The 24,266-nt window shown below is 58.3% G+C and carries 19 protein-coding genes and 2 pseudogenes; 18 read left to right on the forward strand and 3 right to left on the reverse strand.

Annotation, left to right across the window (positions count from 1 at the left end):
- Positions 1-53: 53 nt before the first annotated feature.
- Positions 54-185, forward strand: a pseudogene (locus tag FJV83_RS19030) (acetyl-CoA C-acyltransferase); the annotation flags it as partial.
- 47 nt (positions 186-232) lie between these two features.
- Positions 233-724: a GNAT family N-acetyltransferase gene (locus FJV83_RS19035; RefSeq protein ID WP_095774186.1), complete on the forward strand. Its 492-nt coding sequence runs from the start codon at positions 233-235 to the stop codon at positions 722-724.
- Positions 725-1,302: 578 nt separating this feature from the next.
- Here FJV83_RS19035 and FJV83_RS19040 read toward each other — a convergent pair.
- Positions 1,303-2,175: a helix-turn-helix transcriptional regulator gene (locus tag FJV83_RS19040; RefSeq protein ID WP_245318190.1), complete on the reverse strand. Its 873-nt coding sequence runs from the start codon at positions 2,173-2,175 to the stop codon at positions 1,303-1,305.
- Between the two features lie 131 nt (positions 2,176-2,306).
- Here FJV83_RS19040 and FJV83_RS19045 point away from each other — a divergent pair, with 131 nt between their 5' ends.
- From FJV83_RS19045 to FJV83_RS19120, 16 genes are all read left to right on the forward strand, one after another.
- Complete coding sequence (locus FJV83_RS19045) at positions 2,307-3,731, forward strand: C69 family dipeptidase (protein ID WP_095774280.1); 1,425 nt, start codon at positions 2,307-2,309, stop codon at positions 3,729-3,731.
- A gap of 145 nt (positions 3,732-3,876) precedes the next feature.
- Positions 3,877-5,541, forward strand: coding sequence for a peptide ABC transporter substrate-binding protein (locus FJV83_RS19050; RefSeq protein ID WP_095774281.1), 1,665 nt, complete (start codon positions 3,877-3,879; stop codon positions 5,539-5,541).
- Positions 5,541-6,539, forward strand: a complete 999-nt coding sequence (locus FJV83_RS19055; protein ID WP_095774188.1) for an ABC transporter permease — start codon at positions 5,541-5,543, stop codon at positions 6,537-6,539. The genes FJV83_RS19050 and FJV83_RS19055 overlap by 1 nt, the downstream gene beginning before the upstream one ends.
- Positions 6,539-7,492, forward strand: a complete 954-nt coding sequence (locus FJV83_RS19060) for an ABC transporter permease (protein WP_095774189.1) — start codon at positions 6,539-6,541, stop codon at positions 7,490-7,492. The genes FJV83_RS19055 and FJV83_RS19060 overlap by 1 nt, the downstream gene beginning before the upstream one ends.
- The gene (locus tag FJV83_RS19065) at positions 7,489-8,499 is read left to right on the forward strand and encodes an ABC transporter ATP-binding protein (RefSeq protein WP_095774190.1); all 1,011 of its coding nucleotides are present in this window, start codon (positions 7,489-7,491) and stop codon (positions 8,497-8,499) included. Before FJV83_RS19060 ends, FJV83_RS19065 begins: the two co-directional genes overlap by 4 nt.
- Positions 8,492-9,499 carry an ABC transporter ATP-binding protein gene (locus FJV83_RS19070; RefSeq protein ID WP_095774191.1) on the forward strand — a complete coding sequence of 336 codons (1,008 nt, stop codon included), beginning with the start codon at positions 8,492-8,494 and terminating at the stop codon, positions 9,497-9,499. The genes FJV83_RS19065 and FJV83_RS19070 overlap by 8 nt, the downstream gene beginning before the upstream one ends.
- A gap of 93 nt (positions 9,500-9,592) precedes the next feature.
- Entirely contained in the window at positions 9,593-11,041 is a 1,449-nt protein-coding gene (locus FJV83_RS19075) for an amidase (protein WP_095774192.1), read from the forward strand.
- Between the two features lie 204 nt (positions 11,042-11,245).
- A complete protein-coding gene (locus FJV83_RS19080; RefSeq protein WP_095774193.1) occupies positions 11,246-12,889 on the forward strand; it encodes an MFS transporter in 1,644 nt (547 codons plus the stop codon).
- A gap of 379 nt (positions 12,890-13,268) precedes the next feature.
- Positions 13,269-14,207, forward strand: coding sequence for a LysR substrate-binding domain-containing protein (locus tag FJV83_RS19085; RefSeq protein ID WP_179296490.1), 939 nt, complete (start codon positions 13,269-13,271; stop codon positions 14,205-14,207).
- A 140-nt stretch (positions 14,208-14,347) separates the two neighbouring features.
- The gene (locus FJV83_RS19090) at positions 14,348-15,925 is read left to right on the forward strand and encodes a peptide ABC transporter substrate-binding protein (RefSeq protein WP_142886618.1); all 1,578 of its coding nucleotides are present in this window, start codon (positions 14,348-14,350) and stop codon (positions 15,923-15,925) included.
- Between the two features lie 20 nt (positions 15,926-15,945).
- A complete protein-coding gene (locus FJV83_RS19095; RefSeq protein ID WP_095774196.1) occupies positions 15,946-16,884 on the forward strand; it encodes an ABC transporter permease in 939 nt (312 codons plus the stop codon).
- The gene (locus FJV83_RS19100) at positions 16,881-17,837 is read left to right on the forward strand and encodes an ABC transporter permease (protein ID WP_095774197.1); all 957 of its coding nucleotides are present in this window, start codon (positions 16,881-16,883) and stop codon (positions 17,835-17,837) included. The genes FJV83_RS19095 and FJV83_RS19100 overlap by 4 nt, the downstream gene beginning before the upstream one ends.
- Position 17,838: 1 nt before the next feature.
- Positions 17,839-18,873 carry an oligopeptide/dipeptide ABC transporter ATP-binding protein gene (locus FJV83_RS19105; protein WP_095774198.1) on the forward strand — a complete coding sequence of 345 codons (1,035 nt, stop codon included), beginning with the start codon at positions 17,839-17,841 and terminating at the stop codon, positions 18,871-18,873.
- A gap of 6 nt (positions 18,874-18,879) precedes the next feature.
- The gene (locus tag FJV83_RS19110; protein ID WP_095774199.1) at positions 18,880-19,914 is read left to right on the forward strand and encodes an ABC transporter ATP-binding protein; all 1,035 of its coding nucleotides are present in this window, start codon (positions 18,880-18,882) and stop codon (positions 19,912-19,914) included.
- Positions 19,915-19,988: 74 nt separating this feature from the next.
- Positions 19,989-20,909: a membrane dipeptidase gene (locus FJV83_RS19115; RefSeq protein ID WP_245318200.1), complete on the forward strand. Its 921-nt coding sequence runs from the start codon at positions 19,989-19,991 to the stop codon at positions 20,907-20,909.
- 42 nt (positions 20,910-20,951) lie between these two features.
- The gene (locus FJV83_RS19120) at positions 20,952-22,832 is read left to right on the forward strand and encodes a CocE/NonD family hydrolase (RefSeq protein ID WP_095774201.1); all 1,881 of its coding nucleotides are present in this window, start codon (positions 20,952-20,954) and stop codon (positions 22,830-22,832) included.
- 124 nt (positions 22,833-22,956) lie between these two features.
- Here FJV83_RS19120 and FJV83_RS19125 read toward each other — a convergent pair.
- Positions 22,957-23,140, reverse strand: a pseudogene (locus tag FJV83_RS19125) (pantoate--beta-alanine ligase); the annotation flags it as partial.
- A gap of 100 nt (positions 23,141-23,240) precedes the next feature.
- Entirely contained in the window at positions 23,241-24,128 is an 888-nt protein-coding gene (locus FJV83_RS19130; protein ID WP_095774202.1) for a LysR substrate-binding domain-containing protein, read from the reverse strand.
- Positions 24,129-24,266: the final 138 nt, after the last annotated feature.

A 24,266-nucleotide genomic window follows, 5' to 3' on the forward strand; every position in this document is an offset into this window, starting at 1 on the left:
TTTCGGCACAGCCGCCGTCCCAGGTGAAACCGACGATGACTGGTTGCGGCAAAGGTTGAAACGGCCTCGGCCTTGTTGGCCATGCGCTGCTGGAAGGGCGCAGGCGTGGCGCGCGGTATGCCGTGGTTAGCATGTGCATTGGATGGGGTATGGGGGCCGACGCGCTGCTTGAAGTCGTTTCGTGACCGCTAAGATCGCGTCCGCAATAGCCGTCGGTGCAGAAAGGTGATGGATGTCTACTGGAGTGTCGTTTCGCATAGCCGAACGCGTGGACAGCGAGGAGATTATGCGGGCGCTACGTTTGCTCGCTGAGTCAATCGGCATTCCCGGACGATTGATAAGCACCAGGGACGATATTGAAACCGCCGGCTTTGGAACTCGGCGCGAGTTTACCGTGATGTTGGCTGAGGTTCACGGCACGATCGCGGGAATTTGCCTCTACTTTCCGATGTTTTCAAGTTGGATGGGCAAGCCGGGCTTGTACATTCAGGACCTGTTCGTCCATGAGGAGTTCCGCAGCGCCCGGATTGGCGAAAAGCTACTTCGCCATGTTGCCTTTTCCGGCCGCCGAGACGGCTACCACTTTCTTCGACTGACTGTTGATCACTCCAATCTGGGGGGAGCTCGCTTCTATCTTCGGCAGGGGTTCCAACCGGCCGATGACGAGACAAGCTACAGGCTCTACGGCTCTGCTTTCGATAAGTTCTGCCGCAGCGAAAACTAAATGTGGAGGTTCTTCTACGAAGTGTGGATGCCTCGCAGGAACCGTAGTGTCCCATTCAGCGTCGGGACTCGGACCTTGCTCTACCGTTCTGCAAGCCGTTTCCACGGTGATCAGCAGTGCGCGGTGGCGATGGGTTCGGCAATCCCTCGGGGCGAACCAGTCCTTCAACACCGCATCCATTTTGGGCTTCACTTCATGTCGTGATAAAGATTGTGACGGACAGCAGGTTCGCGCGCTTTGAATCTACTTCTTTGAGATGCATCGAGCTTCTTCAGGGCCTGACGCGTCTGCCCTTCCATGTCGAGGATTTTATCGTCAGCGACGATCCGCCGATGTAGGCGATGGCGGCTTGATGACACGATGCAATGTCAGCGTCCGGATAAGTCGCTCTGTCATGAGATGTGTCCCGCTTCGTTGGTGTCGTGATCGTCCTGTGCCACAAACCTGATCGATACGGACCATGGTGTCTTCCTCAACGTCAGAGGCGCTTAAGCTTTCGGAAGAAGCCTTCGAGACAAATGTAGGCTCCAATAGGGGTCGCCGGTCTTTGGTGTGTCTCCATTTGGCAAATTAATACACTACATAGGCCCTAGGCTCAAAGTGCCGGATAAACCCGCAGCGTTAAGGTATTTTCGTATGCGTGGGTCGATCCTAACATCGTTCCTCTTGTACGATCCGCAAGCCGCCATCTGTTCCTTCACATCAACGGTTCGACCAAGATACTTCCAGGCGATGGGAGCCGCGAATGGCTGCCGGTACACCTGGGAAGTCATACCGAAGGTCAGGCCCGTGAGGATATCCAGACTTTTTCGGTACGACGGGTAAAGAATGGATTCCACGATGGTGTCCGCTGATAGCGTTTCGAACTCGAGCAAAAATATGCAGTTTCCAAGAAATGTGGCCATTCCTTCGTACTTGAGAATTTCCTGCACTGCTTCATGCGGCCCGGTTCGCTCGATTGTCTTGCTGCAAACCCTTCCCTCCTGTTCGTAGAGATAGACCATCGAACGGGCGACCTCATCTGGGTCGGAGGGAATGAGGAAATGCGAATGATAATAGCCAAGCATGGTTCGTAGCCGCTTCAAATCCCCTGGAAAAGCGCGGTCGATCAATGAGGTCATTCGGTCGCGACCTGATGCTTCCTTTAGTCGTGTCGGTGGTCCAATTGCTCTAGCTGGATCGACGAGTTCATCGATATCGACCCCAAACCCCGTGGCGATCCGCTGAAGATTGTGTTGCGACGGCCGAACCTGTCCGGTGAGGTATCTGTCGAACTGTTGCCTGTTGAGGCCGAGCATGCGGCACACTTCCGAAACCGATCGATAGTGTGCGCAAAGACCGCGCAGTTTTTCTGAAAAGATATCGCTCAACGTTCGGAATCCTTGCGCTACTTTGCGCACAATCGCGCAATCCAGCGCAAAGTCAATGAAAAACGCGCCATTGTTGACCAAGCCCCGCCCTCCTAACCTCCGGTCAAAATAATGGGAACGATAACCTACACCAAAACCAATCTGAAATGGGCGCGGTGGGGTGCGCGAGGTTTCTCGCGGCAGACAGCAGCATCTCGAAAACGGATCTTTTAATGAGCTATGGCATCTATATTGGCAAGAATCACACTGCCGACGGCATCGCGTATCTGGCTGGCTATGGTGATGAACCTTCGAGCCATTGGCTCGACGTGGTTGAGCGAAAGCAGCACCCAGAAGGGACCACCATCAGGGTGGGAGCCACTGCTCAGGCGGATATGCCCGGTGTAATAGCTGAGATACCGCAGGCGCGCGAGACCGCGAGACACATCCGGGTCAACTACAGCTTCTTCAAGGGCACGCCGGCCCCACTGACGAACGGCGGGCTCAACGAGCATGGGGTCGCGGTCCGCGACATCTGGTCCGACTCAAGGCCCGAACTTGTATCGATGACGCCTCGGGACCAGACGGGACCTAACTACAGTGATCTTTCCCGCATCGTCCTTGAGCGTGCGAAAAGCGCTATAGAAGGCGTAAAGCTCATGGGCGATCTTATAGCCCGGTATGGTCACACCACCTACGGAGGCAATTCCAACATTATCGCGGACGCGAATGAGGCGTGGGTCATTATCCAGTTCGCCGGTGGGCAAGGACTATGGGCGGCGGAGCGGCTGGGCGATAACTCCATCAGGGCGTCCCGGCCAGGCTACATTGAAGAAATCCCGATCGAAAATCAAACTTCAGGCGACTTCCTGCACTCGGCCAACCTAATCGACTTTGCCATCTCGCAAGGCTGGTATGATCCCAACTCCGGAGACAAGTTCAACGTCAACAAGATTTATGGTGACGGAAAGGGCAAATGGGACGGAGTCAGCTGGATCGAAGGTGAGCTGATCGCTTTGTCCAAGCGGCCGCAAAAAATCACCGTTGAGGACATCATCTGGGCACTTAGAACCGAACGATTGACAGGAGACACGGCAGGCTACGGTCAAGTCGTGCCATTGGCAGATGCTGCTCATTCCGAGTTGCGGATGCTTTGGCACACCCAAATCGGACCCGTGGTAGCCCCTTTTGTTCCAGTGTTCATGGGTGTCCGGGAAATCCCACCAGAGTTCAGAATGCATCGATATCTCACCGACGGCGAGGCTGAGCGTTTCCTGGATGGCCGCCGCCGCGACAAGGTCTCACTCGTCTCGCAGCAGGTCGAATCGACGCGATCGGCGACATATGTCTTCAAGCGTCTTTTGAATCTCGTCTTCAGGAACAGCGAAGTGTTTTTGCCTGAAGTCACGGCTTTCTTAACGGCCTATGAGCGGAGGCTGTTCAAAGTGAGTGTTGATGTCTTGAAGACAGCTGACATCCTACTCGATGCCGGGGAACCCTCCTTAGCGGAGCGGCATCTCACGTATTTCACTAATACGGAGCTTATCAAAGCACTCGACTGCGCCGAACAACTGGCTTGCGCACTGGACGTTCGAAGTCGAGCGCTCCATGCGACCCGTGCCGGGGATAGGTTACTCGGTCCTGAGCAGATTTGGTGATGGTACTGTCATAGACCATGTGTTCGTGATCTCGACTGGAGGCTGCGTTCGCCGAGACAGTACAGTAAATTCCGTTCGTTTATGCGTGCAAATCAACATGTTTCGAAACCAGCAAGGTTCGAATAAAAAAGAGGGAGAACAAAAAATGGAAGATTTTAACTTAGACCGTCGCTCTGTCTTGAAGGCGCTGCTTGCCGGAACAGCCGCTCCTTTCATCGCTTCGTCACATGCTTTCGCGGCCTCTGTGTCGTGTAGTGACCAAATTGTTCGTGTGGCGGGCCTTGCCGCACCTGATACGATGAATCCCTTCGCTACATGGTCTTCGTTCTGGCCAACTACGTTCACGTACGACTTTCTCGTAGGCTTTGATGCACAGCGGCATCCTGACCGGCTCGGTTTTGCCAAGGAATGGTCTATCGATGACAAAGAACTCACGTGGACTTTCACGATTTGGCCGGGGATGAAGTGGTCGGATGGCAAACCCGCCACAGCAAAAGACGTGGCATTTACATATGAATACCTCAAGAAGTCAATTGGAACGCCAAATGAGCTGAATGTCGGCTGGAACAATACCTCTGGCCTGGCACAAGTCGAGTCAATCGAGGTCGTGGACGAAACGACGCTGAAGATAACTACCAAGAAGCCGACTAGATGGCCGGTTGACAATACCATCATGATCGTCCCCGAGCACATCTGGAGTTCTGTCAGCTACGCAGACGCACGCAGTACCTTTCGCAACGACCCGCCATTGGTCGGTACCGGACCTATGATTGTCTCCGAGTTCCAACAAGGACAGTTTGCCCGTCTAACGCCAAACGCTCATTTCCGCACAGGTCAGCCGAAGATTGCCGGCCTTATTTTCTCGTTCTTCCCGAGCGCGGACTCGATCGCCCAAGGGCTAAAAAGCGGGAACCTCGACTACGGTATGAATCTCACCGCGGCGCAATGGAGTGATTTGTCAAAGGACGAAGCGATCGTTGTCGGAAAGCAACGGACGGAAGCCCGCAATTATCTCGCGTTCAATACCGCCTCCGGCAAGGGAGCGGGCAGCACGAAGGCCTTGCAGGACAAGGGTTTTCGCGATGCCATAGGTTACGCCATAGATCAGAAAATGATTGCCGAAAGAGCCTTCAGAGGAAACGCCGATCCCGGTGTGGGTCTGGTTATGCCGTCTGCAACCAGTTACTACTCCGAACTGGAAGACATAAAGCGCCATTTCGACCTGGAAGAGGCAGCCCGCAGGCTTGATGCCGCAGGTTACAAGGATGCCGATGGTGATGGCGTTCGAGAGGATAAGGACGGAAACGCTTTCCAACTTGAGTTGATTACCGGGACCAGCTCAGGCACCATCGAGACACCAATGGCTGCCGTTCAATTGGTGGCTGGCTGGCTGGGGCAGATTGGAATCCCGGTATCAGTTACTCAACTGGATCCGGGCGGGCTAGACGCCCGAACCGCCTCGCCGGATCAGGGTGGGGGGAAGTGGGATCTTTTAATATGCGGAGGGTGGTTATCTCTTAGCGCCCCTGACTTACTTGCTCTAGGGAGATCCGACCAAAACAGAGCTTATTGGCAAAGCAGCGAGTTTGACCAGCTGATTTCGGAGGTTGAAGGCACTGCAGACATTAAGAAAAGTCAAGCGTTGGTCGATAAAGCTGTGCGCCTCATCTATCAAGAGGCCCCCTTTATCATGCTGGCTTATCCAATGATGCTCGAAGCGCGAAGAAAAGACTGCTTCCAGGGCTGGGGAACGGAAGACATGTTGGCAATGTGGAGCTACTTTCCGTTTGATCGCTTGAAGGCGATGTGATGAGCGGGGGTATACGCGGCCATAGTGGCCATCACGTCGCCCAGGTCATGTTCAGGGCGGTGATCACGCTTTTGATGGTCGCGGTCCTCAACTTCCTGCTGTTTCGAGTTATTCCTGGAGACCCCGCCGCGATGTTGTTGGCGGGGGCTCGCAGCTCGGTAACGGCGGAACAGATGCAGGCCCAGCGACAAAGCTGGGGCCTCGACAAGCCGCTCGTGCCTGACCAGCTTGTCAGCTATCTTTCGACCACGCTCCGGGGTGACTTAGGCTATAGCTTTAAGTTCAGGGGAAGGCGCGTCGGCGAGTTGATCATGGAGCGCCTGCCGGCAACGCTTGCCTTGGTGGGACTGGCTCAGATCATCGCGATCATCTTTGGGGTCTTCCTTGGAATCTATGCCGGCTGGCGGCGCGGTGGAGTCGTTGACAATCTCACAACAGGCACCTCCCTGGCGCTTTATTCGACGCCGCCTTTTTGGCTCGGGATGTTGCTGGTGGTAGGCTTCAGTACCATGCTTGGCTGGTTGCCGGGCTATGGTTCATACTCACCCGGCGCTGGCGATGGCAGCTTTCTGGCGGGACTGACCGATCGGTTACGCCATCTGACCCTTCCAGTTGTCGCCGTAGCATTGGGACTCATTGGCCAATACGTGGTTGTTGCCAGGGCAGCAATGAGTGACGTTGTCACTGAAGACTATATGGTGACGGCGCGAGCCAAGGGACTAACCAATGGCCAGATGCTAATGCGGCACGCGTTCCGCAATGCTCTGCTCCCCGTCGTGACCCTGATCACGCTCAATCTCGGCTATGTTGTTGCCGGCGCAATCACGGTCGAGTCGGTTTTCGCCTGGCCGGGAATAGGCAGCTTGACCGTTGAGGCGCTCAACGCGCGCGACTACCCCGTGCTGCAAGGCATATTCCTTGTACTCGGCGCCTCGATTGTGTTTGCGAACCTCATTGCCGACCTGATCTACGGCCTTCTCGACCCGCGGGTACGGTAATGACAGAGATCATGATGACTGACACCATACCTCTTTCTGAGAACCGCCGACAAATCAGAGTCCGCGCGATCAAATCGTTTCTTCGCCAGTTCTTGGCTCACAGCGGTGCCCGGCTAGGTCTTCTCGCCTTGATTGTTTTTGTTGGCATGGCAGCCATGCCCAACATATTGGTCGGTCCATTGCAAACTGCGATGAACGCCACAGGTGACTTTCTGGTACCACCCTCCCAAGCGAACCTGCTTGGAACTGACGAAGCTGGGCGCGATGTGCTGAACCTCATAGTGCACGGTGCACGCACATCGCTCGTGATCGCGCTGGTCTCGACCCTTATCAGCCTCGTCGTCGGAACCGCTATTGGCATGGCAGCAGGTTATTACGGCCGTTGGGTCGATGGCTGGTTGATGCGCATGACGGATTTCTTTTTCGTCATACCATCCTTCGTCCTTGCCTTGGTGATCACGCCGGTGGTTCTCGAGGCTATCGGACGCAGTGGGAACATACTGGGCTTTCGCCCCTCTCTGTTCGTCATCATCCTGGTCATCGGCTTGACCAGTTGGGCCTTCGTCGCACGTATTGTTCGAAGCCAGACGCTGACGCTTCGTGAGCGACAATTCGTTGAACGCGCCAAGGTGGTTGGAACGAGCAATCTCAACATCATGCTGCGCCATCTTCTGCCCAACCTGGTGCCGCAGATTGCAGCCAACGGCGCCTTGGTTGTTGCAAACGCGATCTATACCGAAACAGCCCTGTCGTTCCTAGGACTTGGTGACCCACTGCAGCCCTCATGGGGCACGCTGCTGGCTCTTGCTCAGCGCGCAGGCGCCGCGAGTTCCGGTGCTTGGTGGTATCTCGGCGCTCCCGGTCTGTGTGTAGTCATCGTCTCCCTGAGCTTCGTTTTGATTGGCAACGCCCTCGATGACACCTTCAATCCACGCAGGAGGGCCATCCCATGAACAACGCACCTAAAATGCCAAGTCTGCCTTTGCTGGAGGTGGCGGATCTTGCCGTGGATTACGCGTTGAAGGGCATCTCGTTGCCTGCCATTCGCGATGTGAGCTTCGACCTGCGTGCCGGCGAGGCCGTTGGCCTCGTCGGTGAATCCGGAAGCGGCAAGACCACAACGGCCATGGCAGTTGCAGGTTTGTTGTCACCTAATGCAGCAGTCACTGCAGGAGAAGTTCGCTACCGCGGTATGCGCCTTCCCATCGGTGATGATGATGCGATGCGGCCTCATCGCTGGAACGATCTTTCGGTGGTGTTTCAAGGCGCAATGAACGCTCTCAACCCCGTGCAGCGGGTTTCAAAGCAGATTGCCGAACCCTGTATGCTCAAACTCGGAATGGCGCGTGATGAGGCTAGAGCACGCGCCAGGGTGCTCCTTGAACTTGTCGGTATCTCGGCAGAACGCGGAGCAGCTTATCCGCACGAATTGTCTGGCGGCATGCGTCAACGCGTGATGATTGCCATGGCACTTGCTTGCAATCCCTCTGTTGTCATTGGGGATGAGCCGACGACGGCACTCGATGTCATCACCCAGGCCCAAATTCTGAAGTTGCTCACAAAGCTGAGGAAAGAGCTAAACCTCGCTCTGATCCTGATAACTCACGATCTGTCGGTCGTGGCGGAATCTTGCGACCGTGTGATGATCATGTATGCCGGCCGCATCATAGAGGATGGCACTGTTGCTGACATCTTCCAGAGCCCGAAGCACCCATATACCAAGCTTTTAATCGATTCAATTCCCGACCCTAGTACGGGAAAGCGAATTACTCGGCCCATTCCGGGGGATCCGCCGACTTTGCAGAACCGTGTGTCGGGATGCGCTTTTCGTTCACGCTGTCCGTCCGCCATGAGCATCTGCGCGGTCCATGTGCCCGATATTGACACGCACGCGGAAGGGCGTGTCGCCTGTCACCTCTATTCGGCTCCTAGCGACAGCAGGTTAGCATCCAATGGCTGACGTCACGAACATAATGGCGCTGCAGAATCTGCAAGTGCATTTTCCCGGCCGAGGCGGAATGTTCGGTAGCCTGTTCGGGCGCACGAGCGCGCAAATTCGCGCTCTCGACGGGGTGGACCTGACCATCGCCCGCGGCGAAATACTTGCCATCGTCGGTGAGTCAGGCAGCGGTAAATCAACCGTCGGCCGCGTAATCACCAAACTGGTCCAACCGACGGGCGGTAAACTGGTGTTTGATGGTGAGGACATGACGCTGGTTGGAGGGGCCGCCTTGCGCCCCTACCGACACCGCGTCCAAATGATTTTCCAAGACGCTTATCAGGCCCTCAATCCTCGTCACACCATCTTCGATATCGTCGCAGAGGGCGTGCGCTCTCTGCGCTTGGCCAGTGGCCACGAGGCGATCACGCGGCGCGTTGCCAAATCTCTTGCAGCAGCCGGACTCAATCCCCCACAGGACTTCTTTGCTCGTTTCCCGCACGAATTGTCCGGCGGTCAACGTCAACGCGTGGTGATAGCTGGAGCCCTTGCCGTAGAACCGGAACTGATCGTTGCCGACGAGCCGGTGTCAATGCTTGACGTTTCGATAAGGGCGCAAATCCTCCAGGTCCTGATGGACCTGCGTACGCAGCGGAACATGGCGCTTCTGTTCATCACGCATGATCTGCCGGTTGCTTGGTCGATCGCCGACCGAATAGCCGTGATGTACCTTGGACGCATCGTGGAAATCGGCAGCGCCGACGACATCACTTTCAATCCCAGGCACCCCTATACCATGGCTCTCAGGGATGCCACTCCGAAGGTCCGGCCGATGATTGCCGCCGACCCCCTTCCTGGTCTCAGCGGTGAGGTGCCGAGTGCTGCGCGCATCCCAAGTGGATGTCGGTTTCATCCCCGCTGCCCTCTTGCAATGGACCGCTGCAGACACGAAGAGCCGCCGGTCGTCGACGTAGGCGCGCATCACCAGACCGCATGTTGGCTGGCAGCTACAACATCATGACGACTAAACGAACTGACCAGCGGGTCGTCAGCAGAGACGCCACGATCCCCTCAAAAGCCGTCAAATTCGCTATCGCAGAAAGTAAACAAGACGATGAAGTTGAGCGAATATGTCAACTACGACGCCAAAGGCTTGGCTGCGCTGGTGGATTCCGGCGAAGTTACTGCGCTGGAACTGGCGCGGTTGGCTCGCGAGGCACATGATGTGGTCAACCCGCGGATCAATGCCGTCATTGAATTCTATGATGATGCTGACGCAGTTGCTGAAAGTGGCGTGCGCGGAGGGTTGTTTCACGGGGTGCCTTTCTTAAGAAAAGACTTGGGTTTTGCCGAGGCTGGGAGGCTGGAAGAAAAAGGAAGCCGTCTATTCAAGGATAATCGCTGGGAGTTCGACAGCTATTATGTGCGGCGAGCTCGGGAAGGAGGTTTGCGAATTCTGGGTCGGACCACGACGCCAGAGTTCGGGATTTCCGGGATGAGCGAATCCGTTCTCAATGGCGTGACCGGCAATCCCTGGAATCTCAAACGGTCGGCAGGGGGCTCTTCGGCCGGGGCGGCAGCTGCTGTTGCTGCCGGCATCGTTCCTATTGCCTCGGCTAGCGACGGTGGCGGATCAACGCGAACCCCCGCCGCATGGTGCGGTCTGGTCGGGCTCAATCCCTCACGGGGTCGCGTTTCGGGTGGCCCTCACAATCAGGATTCCGGATTCGGGTTCGCACGACAATTCGTCGTCTGCAAAACCGTCCGGGATATGGCTGCCGCACTGGACATATTTTCCGGTCCTCATCCCGGTGATCCATTTATTGTAGTTCAGCCGGAACGGCCCTATTCGGAAGAGTTGAAGCGTTCCAACAGCAGATTGCGGGTCGGCGTCGCAAGATCAAAATGGGGTGCCGTCGAAGTCGAGCCAGAGGTACAGCGAGCCGTTGATGCAACCGTCAAAGTGCTTGAAGACATGGGACACATAGTGGCTGAGGTACGACCTCCCTACAGTCCGGCGATGTATAGCAAGATCTTGCTTGGAATGGCTGGCATGGGGGCAAGTCGGCTGGAAGCGGCGGCGGCATCCATGGGTCGTTCCATAGGGCCAGAGACCTTGGAACCCGTCAATTTGAAGCTCCATGAATACGGCCGCACAATAACGATATCTAACGCACTAGATATCTTTGATGCCGTGCGACAGATGAGACTGCACGTCGGCGAAGCCATCCAGAACTTCGATATTCTGGTAACTCCTACGATGCCAACACCCGCGCCACCGCATGGTGGCGTCTATTGCGCCACCCATCCAAGCATCTCTGCAGAAGAGTACATGGATGCCGATGCGGCATACTACCAGTTCGTCGGTGTCTTTAACGTCACGGGCCATCCCTCTGTCTCCCTTCCTCTGGCACAGTCAGCAAGTGGGTTGCCGATTGGGGTACAGATCGTTGGACGCTTTGGCGATGAAGCGACGCTCGTGCGTGTCGCGCGCGATCTGGAAGAAGCCATGCCGTGGCAATCACGGCTGCCTGAAATCGGGGCAGGGCGAAATGTGGCTTGAGGATGATCGTCGCAAGCCGTTGCCGCTTCTCAAGTCCGTCGAACGCGCTTGAGCCGACCAGCCACTCGCCGGGTTCAATAAGATATCTCACGCGAGATGTTAAGCCATAACGCTCGATTTGGCTCATGATGCCGGTTTCCGGGAAACGCTGGATATCCTGCTGCGTCGCAGCAACGAGGCTGGGAGGCCTGAAAGCAGAGAGACATGCAGCACGTTGACCCCCATACATCCACTTCAACAACCCTCGCTCCACTTCGGAACGGGGTGTTTCGTTCGATCTGGACGGCCTCACAAATATCCAGTCTGGGATGGCTCGTGCAAACGGTGGCCATCAGTTGGCTGATGGCGACGATTTCGGCGTCCGATCTGATGGTTGCACTGGTGCAGGCCGCGTCGACGTTGCCAGTGTTCTTCTTGTCGATCCTTGCCGGAGCCATCGCCGACAATTTCAGCCGCAGATGGGTGATGTTTGCAGGACACTGCCTGTTGGCGTTGGCGTCAACGACACTGGTGATTTCTGTCTACCTGGGATTTATCAGTCCCTGGCTCATCCTCGGACTTGGTTTCCTCGCAGGCTGCGGCTTTGCCTTGAACGATCCAGCCTGGCACGCTTCAATCGGCGATATATTGCACAAGCGGGACATTCCGGCCGCCGTGACGCTGACGTCTGTGGGATACAACGTCGTGCGTAGCGTTGGTCCGGCTTTGGGGGGCGTGATCCTGGCTTTCTTCGGACCGCTCACCGCTTTCGCCCTGGCCGCGCTGTGCGATCTGACGCCGCTTGCCGCCATATGGCGTACCAAATGGCACGTCCGCGCTTCGCCTCTCCCGCGCGAGAAAATGACCACGGCTATTCACGACGGGCTGCGCTTCACTGCAATGTCCTTCGAGATTAGGTCTGCGGTCGCCCGGGCGACCCTGTTCGGCTTGGCCAGCATCTCTATCCTCGCGCTGCTGCCTCTCGTTGTCCGCGATCAGTTGCAAAGCGGTCCAATCGTCTACGGCATTCTGTTGGCCGGTTTCGGCGGCGGGGCTTTCGTCGCCGGCATGAGCAACAGCTTCCTCAGGCGGATCATGTCTCAAAACAAGCTGGTGGCGGCCGCCTCTGTTGCATGTGCATCATGCTGCCTTTCCCTTGCCCTGACATCGTCGGTCGCGGTGGCGGCTTTGGCGCTGGCACTCGGGGGGGCCGGATGGCTCATCACCTGGACGGGCATCGACGTCTCGGTGCAGCTGGCCAGTCCAAGATGGGTCGTCGGCCGCACACTATCGATCTACTACGCCTTGAGCGCCGGCGGCATGGCTGCCGGCAGCTGGGTCTGGGGAACCGTCGCCCAGAACTACTCCCTGACCTGGGCTCTGGAGGGAGCGGGAGGGGCCCTATTGTTGGTCGCGGCAGCGGGAATACTGTTCCCAGTGCGTCCATGGGAAGAAACGGACCAGGAAAGTTCGGATTTCGATCCGCCAGACCTGGCACTCGATCTGAAGCCCAGGAGTGGCCCGATCAATGTCAAAATCGAGTATTCCATATCCGAAGCAAATACCGAGGCGTTTCTGGGCTGCATGCGCGCCAGGCGGCACGTTCAAAGCCGCGCCGGTGCACGAAACTGGACGCTCCAGCGCAACCTGCAAACGCCTTCGGTTTGGACGGAGACATTCCGCACGCCGACCTGGATGGACTTTCTTCGCCTGAACCACCGGTTCACGGCCGCGGATAAGAATGTCGTCGAGCATCTCCAGAGGCTGCATGATGGAGAGCTTCCGCCGCAGACGGTGCTTTCGATCGAGCGCACGACACACGCAGCCCGCACCCGGCCCATCGAAGTCGTTTCACGGCCCCTGAGGTGAATGTCGATATGAACCCGCCTCAACGGTGAAAGGTTTGCAAGGGTTGCGAACTCCTGGGAGGTCAAACGATTGTTATGTTGAACGATCTCCAGGAGTGCCAGGTCGGCGCTGGTCGAGTTCCGATCCTGCGATATGGGCCATATGGTTCAGGATTTCTGGATAGTCGTGCGCACTGCGCCGTCAACCGCTGTTCGTTGACGCTGCGCAGCTGGGCTTTGCGGAGCAATGTCGCCAAGGCTGCGGTCGAACGACGAAAACAACCTGATTCCTCGATTCCTCGAGTAGTCAGGAATTTTGAACAAGATGCATGACAAGCGGTGACATATCCGCTTTGCTGCGCACGGGCGCGTTTAGCTGTTTTCGTAGCGAAGAGATCATAATGTCAGTCGAGCTACGCCATCTTAGGGCCTTTATAGCTGTGGCAGAGGATAAAAACTTCCGCCGCGCAGCCGATCGCCTGAATATAGCCCAGCCAGCACTTAGCCGGACCATCCGTGATCTTGAAGGTCTGCTTGGGGTGCGTCTTTTCGATCGCACCACTAGAATGGTGACCATGACTGCAGCGGGCATAGCCTTCCTGCCGGAAGCCCGCGATGTGCTCGAGCATGTCGCTGCGGCAATTCGCGTCGCACACCGCGTCAACGAAGGTGACCTCGGTACGATCTCGGTCGGTTTTAATGACTTTGCCATCAACGATGCGCTTCCGAAGATTGTTCGCGATTTCCGTTCCCGATATCCAGATGTTGAGGTTGAACTGCGCTCCATGAGTTCGCCGGATATGGCCGAAGCGCTGCGCAAGCGCCGGCTCGATGTTGGCTTCCTGTTCGGCGCGCATCTGGTCAGCAATCTCGAATTTCAAATCGTGCGACGCGAACAGCTGATTTGCCTACTTCCGCGCGGTCACAAGCTCGCTGCAAATTCGGAAATAAACCTCGCCAGCCTGGCTCCCGAGCCATTCGTGCTGGGAGCAGTCAACTCATGGGCCACCTTTCTCGACCTCGTCGACTCAATTTGCATGTCGGCTGGGTTTCGACCGCGCGTGGTCCAAGAGGCCGCGCATTCTGACGGCATCGTCAATCTGGTCGCCGCAGGCGTCGGCGTCTCGATCTATGTCAACGCCCGATGGCTGAAGACGCGCCACGACGTTGCGGTTAGGCCGTTCCGGGAGGATATGCCCTCGGTCGCAAGTGTTGTCGCCTGGCATCCCGATCTTAAGTCGAAGACATTGCAGAATTTCATCGCGGTGGTACGCGAGGTGACGTCCAACATGGATGCCGAGCCAAGCAAACGGAGCGTGCAGCGCCGACCCGACCGATAAGATGCTATCCAGATTGAGGCCACACGGGCATCAATCCGGACGTAATCGGTATTAGAAAAAGAATTATCCATCTACTACGTTGACTGTAGTCGGCACGGGGAACGACCGACCGTAAATTCCACGCAAGATGGAGATTTGAGATGATACTTCCACGCGCACTCGCTGCATCGGCAAGCGCCCTGATCATGGGCGTTGGCCTGCTAGCCAGCATCGCGAACGCCGAGGAGCCCAAGACTTTTCGCATGATGACGGGCGAGCCGCGGTTCATGGATCCCAACCTGGCTTCCGACTTCTCAATCTTCGTGAATGCCCAACTCTTTGAGCCGTTGGCCCGCCTCGATGAAAAGGGCAACTTGGTCCTGCGCCAAGCCAAGAGCATTGATCTCGGCGCTGACGGCAGGACGTGGACGATCACTCTCAACCCAAACTACAAATGGTCGAACGGCGTTCCGATCACCGCCGCCGACTGGGTCTATTCCTGGAAGCGCATCCTGGACCCCAAGATGGCCAGCGAAGTGGCGACCTTCCTCGGCGACGTGGAGAACGCTGACGCCTACAACAAAGGCAAGATCACCGACGCTGACGCGGTCGGCATCAAGGCGACCGGTGAATACACGTTCCAGGTGGTGACCGCGACGGTGGCGCCCTATTTTCGGGCCAAGCTCGCGCTGCCCTATCTGACGCCGGTGCCAAAGGCGCTTATCGAAAAGGTCGGCGACAAATGGATCGCACCGGAGAACATGCTGTCCAACGGACCAAGGATCAACGACCAGTCGATAAGCATGGAGACAAATCCCTATTACGGCGGCACCAAACCCGCGATCGGCAAGATCGAGATGACCATCGCCTCGGGCGATCTGTGCACTGCACAGATGCGCGCTTACGAGGCCGGCGAGATCGACTTTGCTTCATGTATCCCAACCCAGGACCTTCCCCGGGTGAAGGCGGATCCGACGCTGTCAAAAGAGTTGGTCCCATATGCAATTGCGGGTACGACTTGGGTCCAATACGATCTTTCGCATGCGCCGTGGAACGACAAGCGTGTGCGGCAAGCGCTGAGCCTGGCGATCGACCGCAAGGCGATCGTGGCCGTCGTCAGCGACGGAACCGACCATCCCACCGCCACTGTGCTTCCGGACTCGATCGCCGGCAGCAATCCGGACGACGCGCTAAAGGGCAACGTTGAGGACGCCAAGAAGCTGCTGGCCGAAGCCGGCTTTCCTGGTGGCAAGGGCTTTCCGGCCTTCACCATAACGACAACGCCGACCGCCGGCCGGCCGCTCGTTGCACAGCTGCTGCAGCAGATGTGGTCGGAGAACCTCGGCATCACCGCCAACATCAACCAGCTTGAGGAAAACGCCTTCCGCTCGTGGGTCGCGTCGCGCAAGGCCGAACCCTACGACGCGATGTTGAACGGCTGGTGGTCGGACTATGCTGACCCGGCGAACTGGTTCGGTGATCTGATACTGGCCGACTACCGCCAGAACCACTTCAAGACCCCTGACTTCGCCGCTCTGGTTACGAAGGGCAACCTCGAGACCGATCCGGCCAAGCGCACCGAAATCTTTCGCGCCGCCAACAAGATCCTTGAAGACGAAGCGCCAATGAGTCCGCTTTTCAATCCCACCAATCTTTGGCTGATCAAACCGAATGTCAAAGGACTGAAACACGAAGGCGTGCTTGACTTCTATCACATTGAAGAAGCCAGCTTCGAGTAGTCTGGACAGGGACGAACAGGATGCTAACCTATTTTCTAAAGCGCATACTGGCCGGTATCCCAACCCTCATCCTCGTCTACACGATGGTGTTCTTCATCGCTCATGTGACACCGGGATCACCGTGGGATGTCGGCTCCAACAGGCCCATCGAGCCTTCGGTCAAGGCGGCGCTTGATGCCAAGTACCGGCTCGATCAGCCGCTTTATGTGCAGTATGCCGATTATCTCTGGGATGCGCTGCAAGGCGATTTCGGCCCGTCCTACCGCGATCAGTCGCAGTCGGTCACCGATATCATCAAGCGCTTCCTGCCGGTCTCGCTAAAGATCGGCGCATCGGCGCTGCTCCTCGCAATCTTTCTGGGCCTACCCCTCGGCGCATTGGCCGCACTCACCAGGCATCGGTGGGTCGATACCGCAGTCCGGGTACTGAGTACGCTTGGAACTTCGATGCCGACCTATGTCGTCACCTCCGTCCTAATTGTCTGCTTCAGTGTGCTGCTCGGCTGGCTGCCGACCTTCGGTTTCAAGGGAGTGTTTACGCCCTCCGCGATCATTCCTATCCTCTCGCTGGCTCTGGCGCCTATGGCGGCCATCATCCGCTATTTCCGAACGAGCATGCTCGAGGTGATGCATCTCGACTTCGTTCAGTCGGCACGGGCAAAAGGGCTACGACCAATCACCATCATCATCCGCCATATGGGCCGCAACGCGCTGATCCCGGTTGTGACGGTTGTTGGAGCTTATGCATCCTATGTGCTTGTCGGTTCCTTCTTCGTTGAATCGATTGCTGGCATTCCAGGCTTCGGTCGCTATTTCGTGCTGGCCATCGCTGCGCGCGACTATCCGGTCATCATCGGGACGACCCTGGTCTACGCGGTCTTCGTCGTCGTCATCAACATCGTCGTCGACATGAGCTACTTCCTGCTCGACCCGCGCGTCCGCATGGAACACGGTGCATGACAGTGCTGGCCCGAGACGCCGAGCCTGAGCCATCACGCGACGCAGCCCTGCTGCGGAGCCTGGTGACGCATGCTAGGCAGAACCCCGCGCTAAGCTTGGGACTGGCGTTTTTGGCGCTGGTTGCGATCCTGGCGCTCGGGGCGGCATTGCTGCCCTATGACGCCTACAAGCAGGACATCCTGCACCGTAACGCATTGCCCTCTTCCGCTCACTGGCTGGGCACTGACGAGCTCGGCCGCGACATGGTCGCCCGGCTCGCTGTCGGTGCCCGCGTCTCGTTAATCGTAGCGCTGCTTTCCACCGGGATCGCGCTCGCCATCGGTGTCATGATCGGTACAGTCTCGGCCTATGTAGGGGGCCGGGCCGACACGCTGATCATGCGTTTGGTCGACAGCATGTACGCTTTCCCCGACACGCTCTTCGCCATATTGATCGCGGCGCTCATCAAGGGCCAATTGAGCGGCCAGCCTACAGGGTTGCTGTCGCCTTTGGCCGAAGTCTATCGCCTGTCCGGCGGCCTCCTTGGGATTCTCCTGACGCTTAGCCTGACCTCGTGGCTGACAACCGCGCGGCTGGTGCGCTCGCAGGTCATGGCGCTGAAGGACAGCGAGTATGTGCTTGCCTCGCGCTTGTCGGGCGCCAGCCACTGGCTGATCATCCGCACGCATATCCTGCCGAACTGCCTTCCGGTTATCCTGGTGTCGGCGACCTTCGTCGTGCCAAACGCCATTCTCCTGGAGGCTGGTCTAAGCTTCCTGGGTGTGGGTATTGATCCGCCAACGCCGAGCTGGGGTACGATGATCTCCGCCGGAGCGCAATCAATCCAGGCTTTTCCGCATCTGTTGATGATGCCGGCATTGGCGATTGGCTTAACGCTGCTCGCCTTCAACGTCGCCGGGGACGCGCTTCGCGACCTGTTCGACCCGGCGCTGCGCGGACAGAGAGGAGTGTGACATGGGCTCGCTGCTGAGTATCCGTGACTTGCACGTCTCCTTCGCCGCAAGCGGCGGATTCCTTCGGCAACCGAGAGTGGTTCGGGCCGTCGATGGCATCAGCATCGAGGTCGAAGCCGGTGAGACACTGGCCATCGTTGGCGAGAGCGGCTGTGGCAAGACTACGCTTGGGCGCACCATCGCCATGCTGCAGCGTCCGACCTCAGGCACGATCGAATTCGGTGGCGTGCTGCTCAACCATCTCCAGCCAAAGGCGTTGCGCTTAGCGCGTCGCAGCATGCAGATGATCTTCCAGGATCCGCATGCCAGCCTCAACCCGCGGCAGCGCATCGAGGCGATCGTCGGCGAGCCACTGCTGATTGCGGGCGTTGATGTCGTGGCGCGCAAGAAGCGCGTCGCCGAACTGCTCGACCTCGTGGGGCTGGGGGCCGATGCCGCGCCGCGCCTGCCTCGTGCCTTCAGTGGCGGCCAGCGTCAGCGCATTGGTATCGCGCGAGCGCTGGCGGCATCACCAAAGCTGATCATATGCGACGAGCCACTGAGCGCGCTGGACGTTACTATCCAGGCACAGATCGTCAACCTCTTGGTCAGCCTGCAGCAGCAGTTCGGCCTGACTTATGTCTTCATCTCGCATGATCTCGCTATTGTCCGTCAGATCGCAAGCCGCGTCGCGGTCATGTATCTCGGGTCGGTTGTAGAATTGGCGGAAGTCGAGGCTCTTTTCGCAAGGCCGCGCCATCCCTACACCATGGCTCTGCTTTCAGCAGTACCCACGCTCACTACGCACGGCCGGCCGGCATCGGAGCCGCTCCTCGTCGTCGGCGATCCGCCGTCGCCGCTAAACATTCCGTCCGGATGCCGCTTCCATCCGCGCTGCTGGCTGCGAAAGCAGCTCGACAACCCCTCTCGCTGCGCAACCGAGATTCCCATTCCTGCACCTGGGGATTCGCATCAGGTTGCCTGCCATTTCGCCGGCACCGCCGCTTTGCAGCAGCCTCGGGCCTCGCTGCAGCCCGCAACAGTAGGGCAGATCTGAGAGGTAATGGCGATGTTGGACCGCAGCGATGCCGACACCCTGCTCGACGTGATCGACCTGTGCGTCAACATCCCGACGGCGCGCGGCATCGTGGAAGCCGTCGACGGGGTCTCGTTCAATGTGAGACGCGGCGAGGTCATCGGTATTGTGGGCGAATCCGGCTGCGGCAAGACGATGCTTGCCCTTTCCCTGATCCGTCTGCTCCGCTATCCGAGCAGGATTGTGGGCGGGCAGATTGCCTTCGCCGGCCGCGACTTGCTGTCTCTGCACGAAAGCGAGATGCGGAAGGTTCGCGGCAATGAAATCGGATTTATCTTTCAGGATCCGTCTGCATCGCTCAATCCGGTGATGCAGGTGGGCCGACAAATCGGCGAGGCGATCGAGGCGCACAGCTTTGTCAGCAGACGCGAAGCAAGCCGCCGCTCCGTCGACATGTTGCGGGCGGTACGTATTCCCGAAGCCGAAAGGCGGGCTCGCGACTATCCACACCAATATTCCGGCGGCATGCGCCAGCGCGTCGGCATCGCCATGGGCACGGCAAATCGGCCGCAATTGGTCATTGCCGACGAACCGACGACCGCGCTCGATGTCACCGTCCAGGCTCAGATTGTGCAACTGCTGGCGACGATGAACCGCGAGACCGGCACCGCGATCATCTTCATCTCGCATAACATCGCCCTTGTCTCGCAGTTCTGCTCGCGCGTGCTGGTCATGTATGCCGGCCGAATTATCGAGCAAGGTCCCACTGCCGAGGTCTTCGAGCGCCCGGCGCACCCATACACGGCAGCGCTTCTGAAAGCAGTGCCGCGCGTAGACATGCGCGTCCAAGGTGGCTTGGCGACAATAGAGGGCCGTCCGCCGGATCTCGCCCGCAAGCCAAGCGGCTGCGCCTTTCATCCGCGCTGTACCTCAAGGATAGATATCTGTCTGGATCAGGCACCAACGGACACGATCCTGGACGCCGGGCGTGCCGCACGATGTTGGCTGGTCACAGATAGGAACAACACAGACGCCCCCTCCAATAGCCCCGTCACACGATGAGGTAAGCGTTGCAGCGAAAGAGTCCAAGCATGGCATTATATTCTTCTCCGATACTGCTCGACGCGGCCGCCCCGATGATCAAGCCCCGCGATGTCGATAAGCGCCTGCCCGATGTCATCGCCGGGGGCCTCGACGTTATCCTTGCCACGGCAGGGGCGATCGAGGATTTCCGCACGACCATGGAGGTCGTGGCGAAATGGCTGGAGATTGAGCGCTCCGCCACCCACAAGATCAGGATCGCACGCTCCGTCGCTGACGTCTGGGCTGCCAAAGCGGCTGGCGAGGTGGCGATTGTGCTGCATTTTCAAGGCGCGGACGCGATTGAGGATGAGCTCGATTTCATCAATGTTTTCCAAGCATGCGGCATTCGCGTGATGCAGCTGACTTATAACGCGCGCAATCGCATCGGCGACGGCTGCTTCGAGGCGAGCGATGCGGGTCTGAGCACTTTCGGCAAGAAGGTCATCGGTCGTATGGAAGCGCTGTCCATGGTGGTGGATCTCGCCCATGCCGGAGCCCGCACCGCCCTGGAGGCGACCGAGATCGCAACGCGGCCGCTGGTCATCTCACATGCCAATGCACGGGCTTTGCTGGAAACACCACGCAATGTCGGCGACGACCTCATCCGCGCGGTGGCTGCCTCGGGTGGCGTCATCGGTGTCTGCGCCGCGCCGTTTTTCTTGACCCGAAACGGGCCGGCGACGCTCGATATGCTCATTGATCACGCCGCCTACATCGCCGACTTGGTCGGACCCCAACATGTTGGCCTGGGCTTTGACTTCGCCGAAGAGAACGCGGACGACTATGTCTATTACGGCTATGACGAGCGCTACATCCCGATGCCACCCTGGACGTTCCCGTCGCGGATCGCCGGCCATGCCGATGCCGGCAATGTCGAGATCTCGCTCAGGGCGCGGGGCTTCGGCGAAAACGAGATCCGCGGCATTCTTGGCGAGAACTTCCTTCGTGTTTTCGGTGAGATATGGGGTGGTTGATGTCCTCGGACCGACTTTGCGACTGAGTAACGAGGACGACTAATGGACGCAGAAAAATCGACCCCGCTCTCGCAGGCTGCTCCCGCCTTTCTGGCCGTACTTGAGGGACAGTCCACGATCCCCCCACTATATCCGGTTTCCACGATCGAGCGGCGCACGGTGATGGTGGATATGCGTGACGGTATCCGGCTGGCGACCGAGCTGTTCCTGCCGCCGGAGCTGCCGGCCCGCGCGCTCGCGCGACGCACACCTTATGGCCGCCTCCAGCGCGAGGAAGATCTCTACGAGCTTGCCAGACGCGGACATATTGTCATCTCGCAGGACGTCCGAGGCACGGGTGATAGCGAGCCGTCGAGTTGGGATTTCTATGTTTACGAGTGGGAAGATGGCCAGGATTTTGTCGCCTGGGTGACGAGACAAGACTGGTATGGCGGCTTTCTGGGCTCGTTCGGCGGGTCCTATTGTGGAGGTACGCAACTTGCCATGGCGAGCCATCCAGGTATGAGCGCAATCGCACCAGAGGTGGCCGGCTTGGGTGTTGCGCGCAGCCACGGTGTCCGCTTCCATATGTTGATCAATTCCTATTCGAAATCGGTCGGCAAGGGCAGAAGCAAGACGTCGATCCCGCATTGTGAGATGGAGCGACTGATGCTCGACGAGACTCTCACCACGGGCTATTTCAGTGAAGCTCTCGATCAACCCTTGCCGGCCTCGCTTCTCGCTCATTATCCCAACCTTGGATTTATGCCTTCAAGTGCGCGCAAAGCGTGGCTGTGGCGGCAGTACAATTCGCTTTCACCAGCGGGGCGGGCGGGGCTGATCAAACAAGCCATTGACACCGACGTCATCACCTTCACGAGCACCACCAGGTTGAACTCGGTATTTGGTCATGCGATCGACCCGGATGCCCTGATGTTTCCGCGCGCCAGCACCGAACTGCTCTGCGGCTCCATCCGCGCGCCCTCGCTCTTCATTACAGGGTGGTACGACTGGTGCCTCGGCGATACGCTGGAAACGTTCAAGCAGCTAAGCCGGCATGGCGACGCGGCCGTCCGGGAGGGCAATCGTCTGCTTGTCACGCCTTCAGCACACAACGGGCCTGGATATATGGAAGAGATCGAGGCTCATCCATCTCTGAAGCGGACATATCGCGCCGAGGACGGCATTCAGCTTCTACTGCATTATTACAACATCGCGGCGGAAGGGCGGATCGCTGAAATCCCGCCGATTACTTACTACCTTATGAGCGCAAATGAATGGCGTGCTGCAGCAACCTGGCCGCCGCCCGAAGCAACGGCCGCGACGCTCTATCTCGGTTCCTCCGGTGCGCTGTCAACCTTGCCACCGGCGGCAGATGAAACGCCGGACAGCTATGTCTACGATCCGGAAAATCCAACGCCAACGCTGGGCGGCAGCATCCTTTCTTACGTGGTGCGGGCAGGCAGCACCGATATCCGGGAATTGCACGAGCGGGATGATGTGTTGACCTACACAACGCCGGTGCTGAATGCCGACCTTGATGTGGTTGGGCCGTTGCACCTCGTCCTTTATGCCAGCTCCAGTGCGCCTGATACGGATTTCTTCGGCCGGCTGAGTGACGTCTTCCCGGATGGTCGCGCTATAACCTTGCAGAGCGGCGTCCTGCGCGCGCGCTACAGGCATATGGACGGGGAGCCGGAGCTTCTGAAGCCGGAGCGCATCTACCGATTCGACATCGACATGTGGGCGACGGCCAACCGCTTCAAAGCAGGCAATCGTCTGCGACTGGACATATGCTCAGCCGATTTCCCCAAATTCGAGCGCAATGACAATCGAGGCGGCGAGGCCGGCGCGCCGGTTGCGGCCTTGCAGACTATCTTTCACGATGCCGGCCATCCGTCCCACGTGATTGTGTCGGTAACGCAAGGGACTTTGCCTGGATAATTTGGTCGAGATGACCGATTATGAAACGAGTACTCCATTTCAGCCATTGGGAGACACCAGCCTGACCTGGGATTGCGCGACGTCGGCTTTGAATGGAGATTGGCGGACGGCCCAGACCGGCGACGCCAGTCTGCAGAAACAGCTTCGTGACGACGGTCGCCACGCCATCGAAATGGCTAGGGCGAAACGCGCCGCAGAGGCCTTCTCAGTCCGCTGACCGAAACGGTCGTGGCGAAACCCTCCGGATACATCTCCGCCGCATCCGGTACGTAGAGGAGATGAACGCCAAGTCGCACAAGCTTCGAGGCGAGCGAGACGCGCCGGCCGGTCGACGGATGCTTCAGGTAGCGCGACAGTTTTGGCATTTAAGCTCTAATGCCATCCGGTTTGCACAGTAGCGCCGACGTTCTAAGCGAACTGTTCCTCCAGATAGACGCGGAACTCGCGCTCGAACTGCTCCTGGAGGAGGGAAGACATATGGGTGCGGCTGCGCGTTAGGTAGACATGGCAAGGGACGTAGGGAAGGAACGGCTTGATGACCAGCGTTCCGCGCCAGCGTTCCGCCGAGAACCTGTCGACGATTGAAACGCCGAGCCCCTCGGCCACGAGAGCGCAGGCAGCGTCGCTGTAGTGAGCCTCGAAACGAGCCTCGACGCGAACCCCCGCATCGTCAAGGCTGCGGTCGATAGCCTGACGCGATCCGTCCTCGCGCCCAAGCGCGATGAAGGTTTCGTCGCGTATGTCGGAGGCTTCAATCGTCTCCTTCTCGCTCAAAGGGTGTTTCACCGGCAGCACGCAGACCGAAGCCGTCTCGAAAATGAGGTCGCAGGTTGTCGCCGGGTCGATTACCGGCATCGTCATCAGGCCAATGTCGAGTTGCTTGCTCGCAGCGAGTTCGGCGATCCGCACTGAAGCTTCCGGCTCCAGCGATAGCCGCAGCTTCGGGTGGCGCCGGGCGAACGCCCCGATAAAACGGGGTAGCACGTAGCTGGACAGTGCCGGGTAAGCGCCGATGATCAGCCGACCCGCCTCCAACTGCTGGATGTCGGCCGCCAGCCGTCGCAGTCGCGCCATGCCTTTGACGACGTGACCGGCCTCCTCATGCAGCAGGTAAGCCTCCGCGGTCGGAACCAGCCGGCCGCCTTGCCGCACGAATAGCTGGATCTTCAGCGTATGTTCGAGGTTAGCTATGTGGGCGCTGACGGAAGGCTGCGAGATATGCAGCAGATTCGCGGCTCCGATCACGGTTCCCGCATCCATCACCGCGCGAAACGCCTGCAACTGCCGGTAGTTCATCTTCTTGGGCCGAACCGCTATAGGGAAAAGCTATAGAGGACGAAGCTTTTCATATTTGTCAATTGCCCTGGATTTCGCTTTATTCTCCACCTGCTGGAAGGAGCTTCCAGCCAAGTTGGCGCCGGGATTAGCTATCGC

The organism is Mesorhizobium sp. WSM4307 (genome assembly GCF_007003945.1).
Taxonomy (GTDB): Bacteria; Pseudomonadota; Alphaproteobacteria; order Rhizobiales; family Rhizobiaceae; genus Mesorhizobium.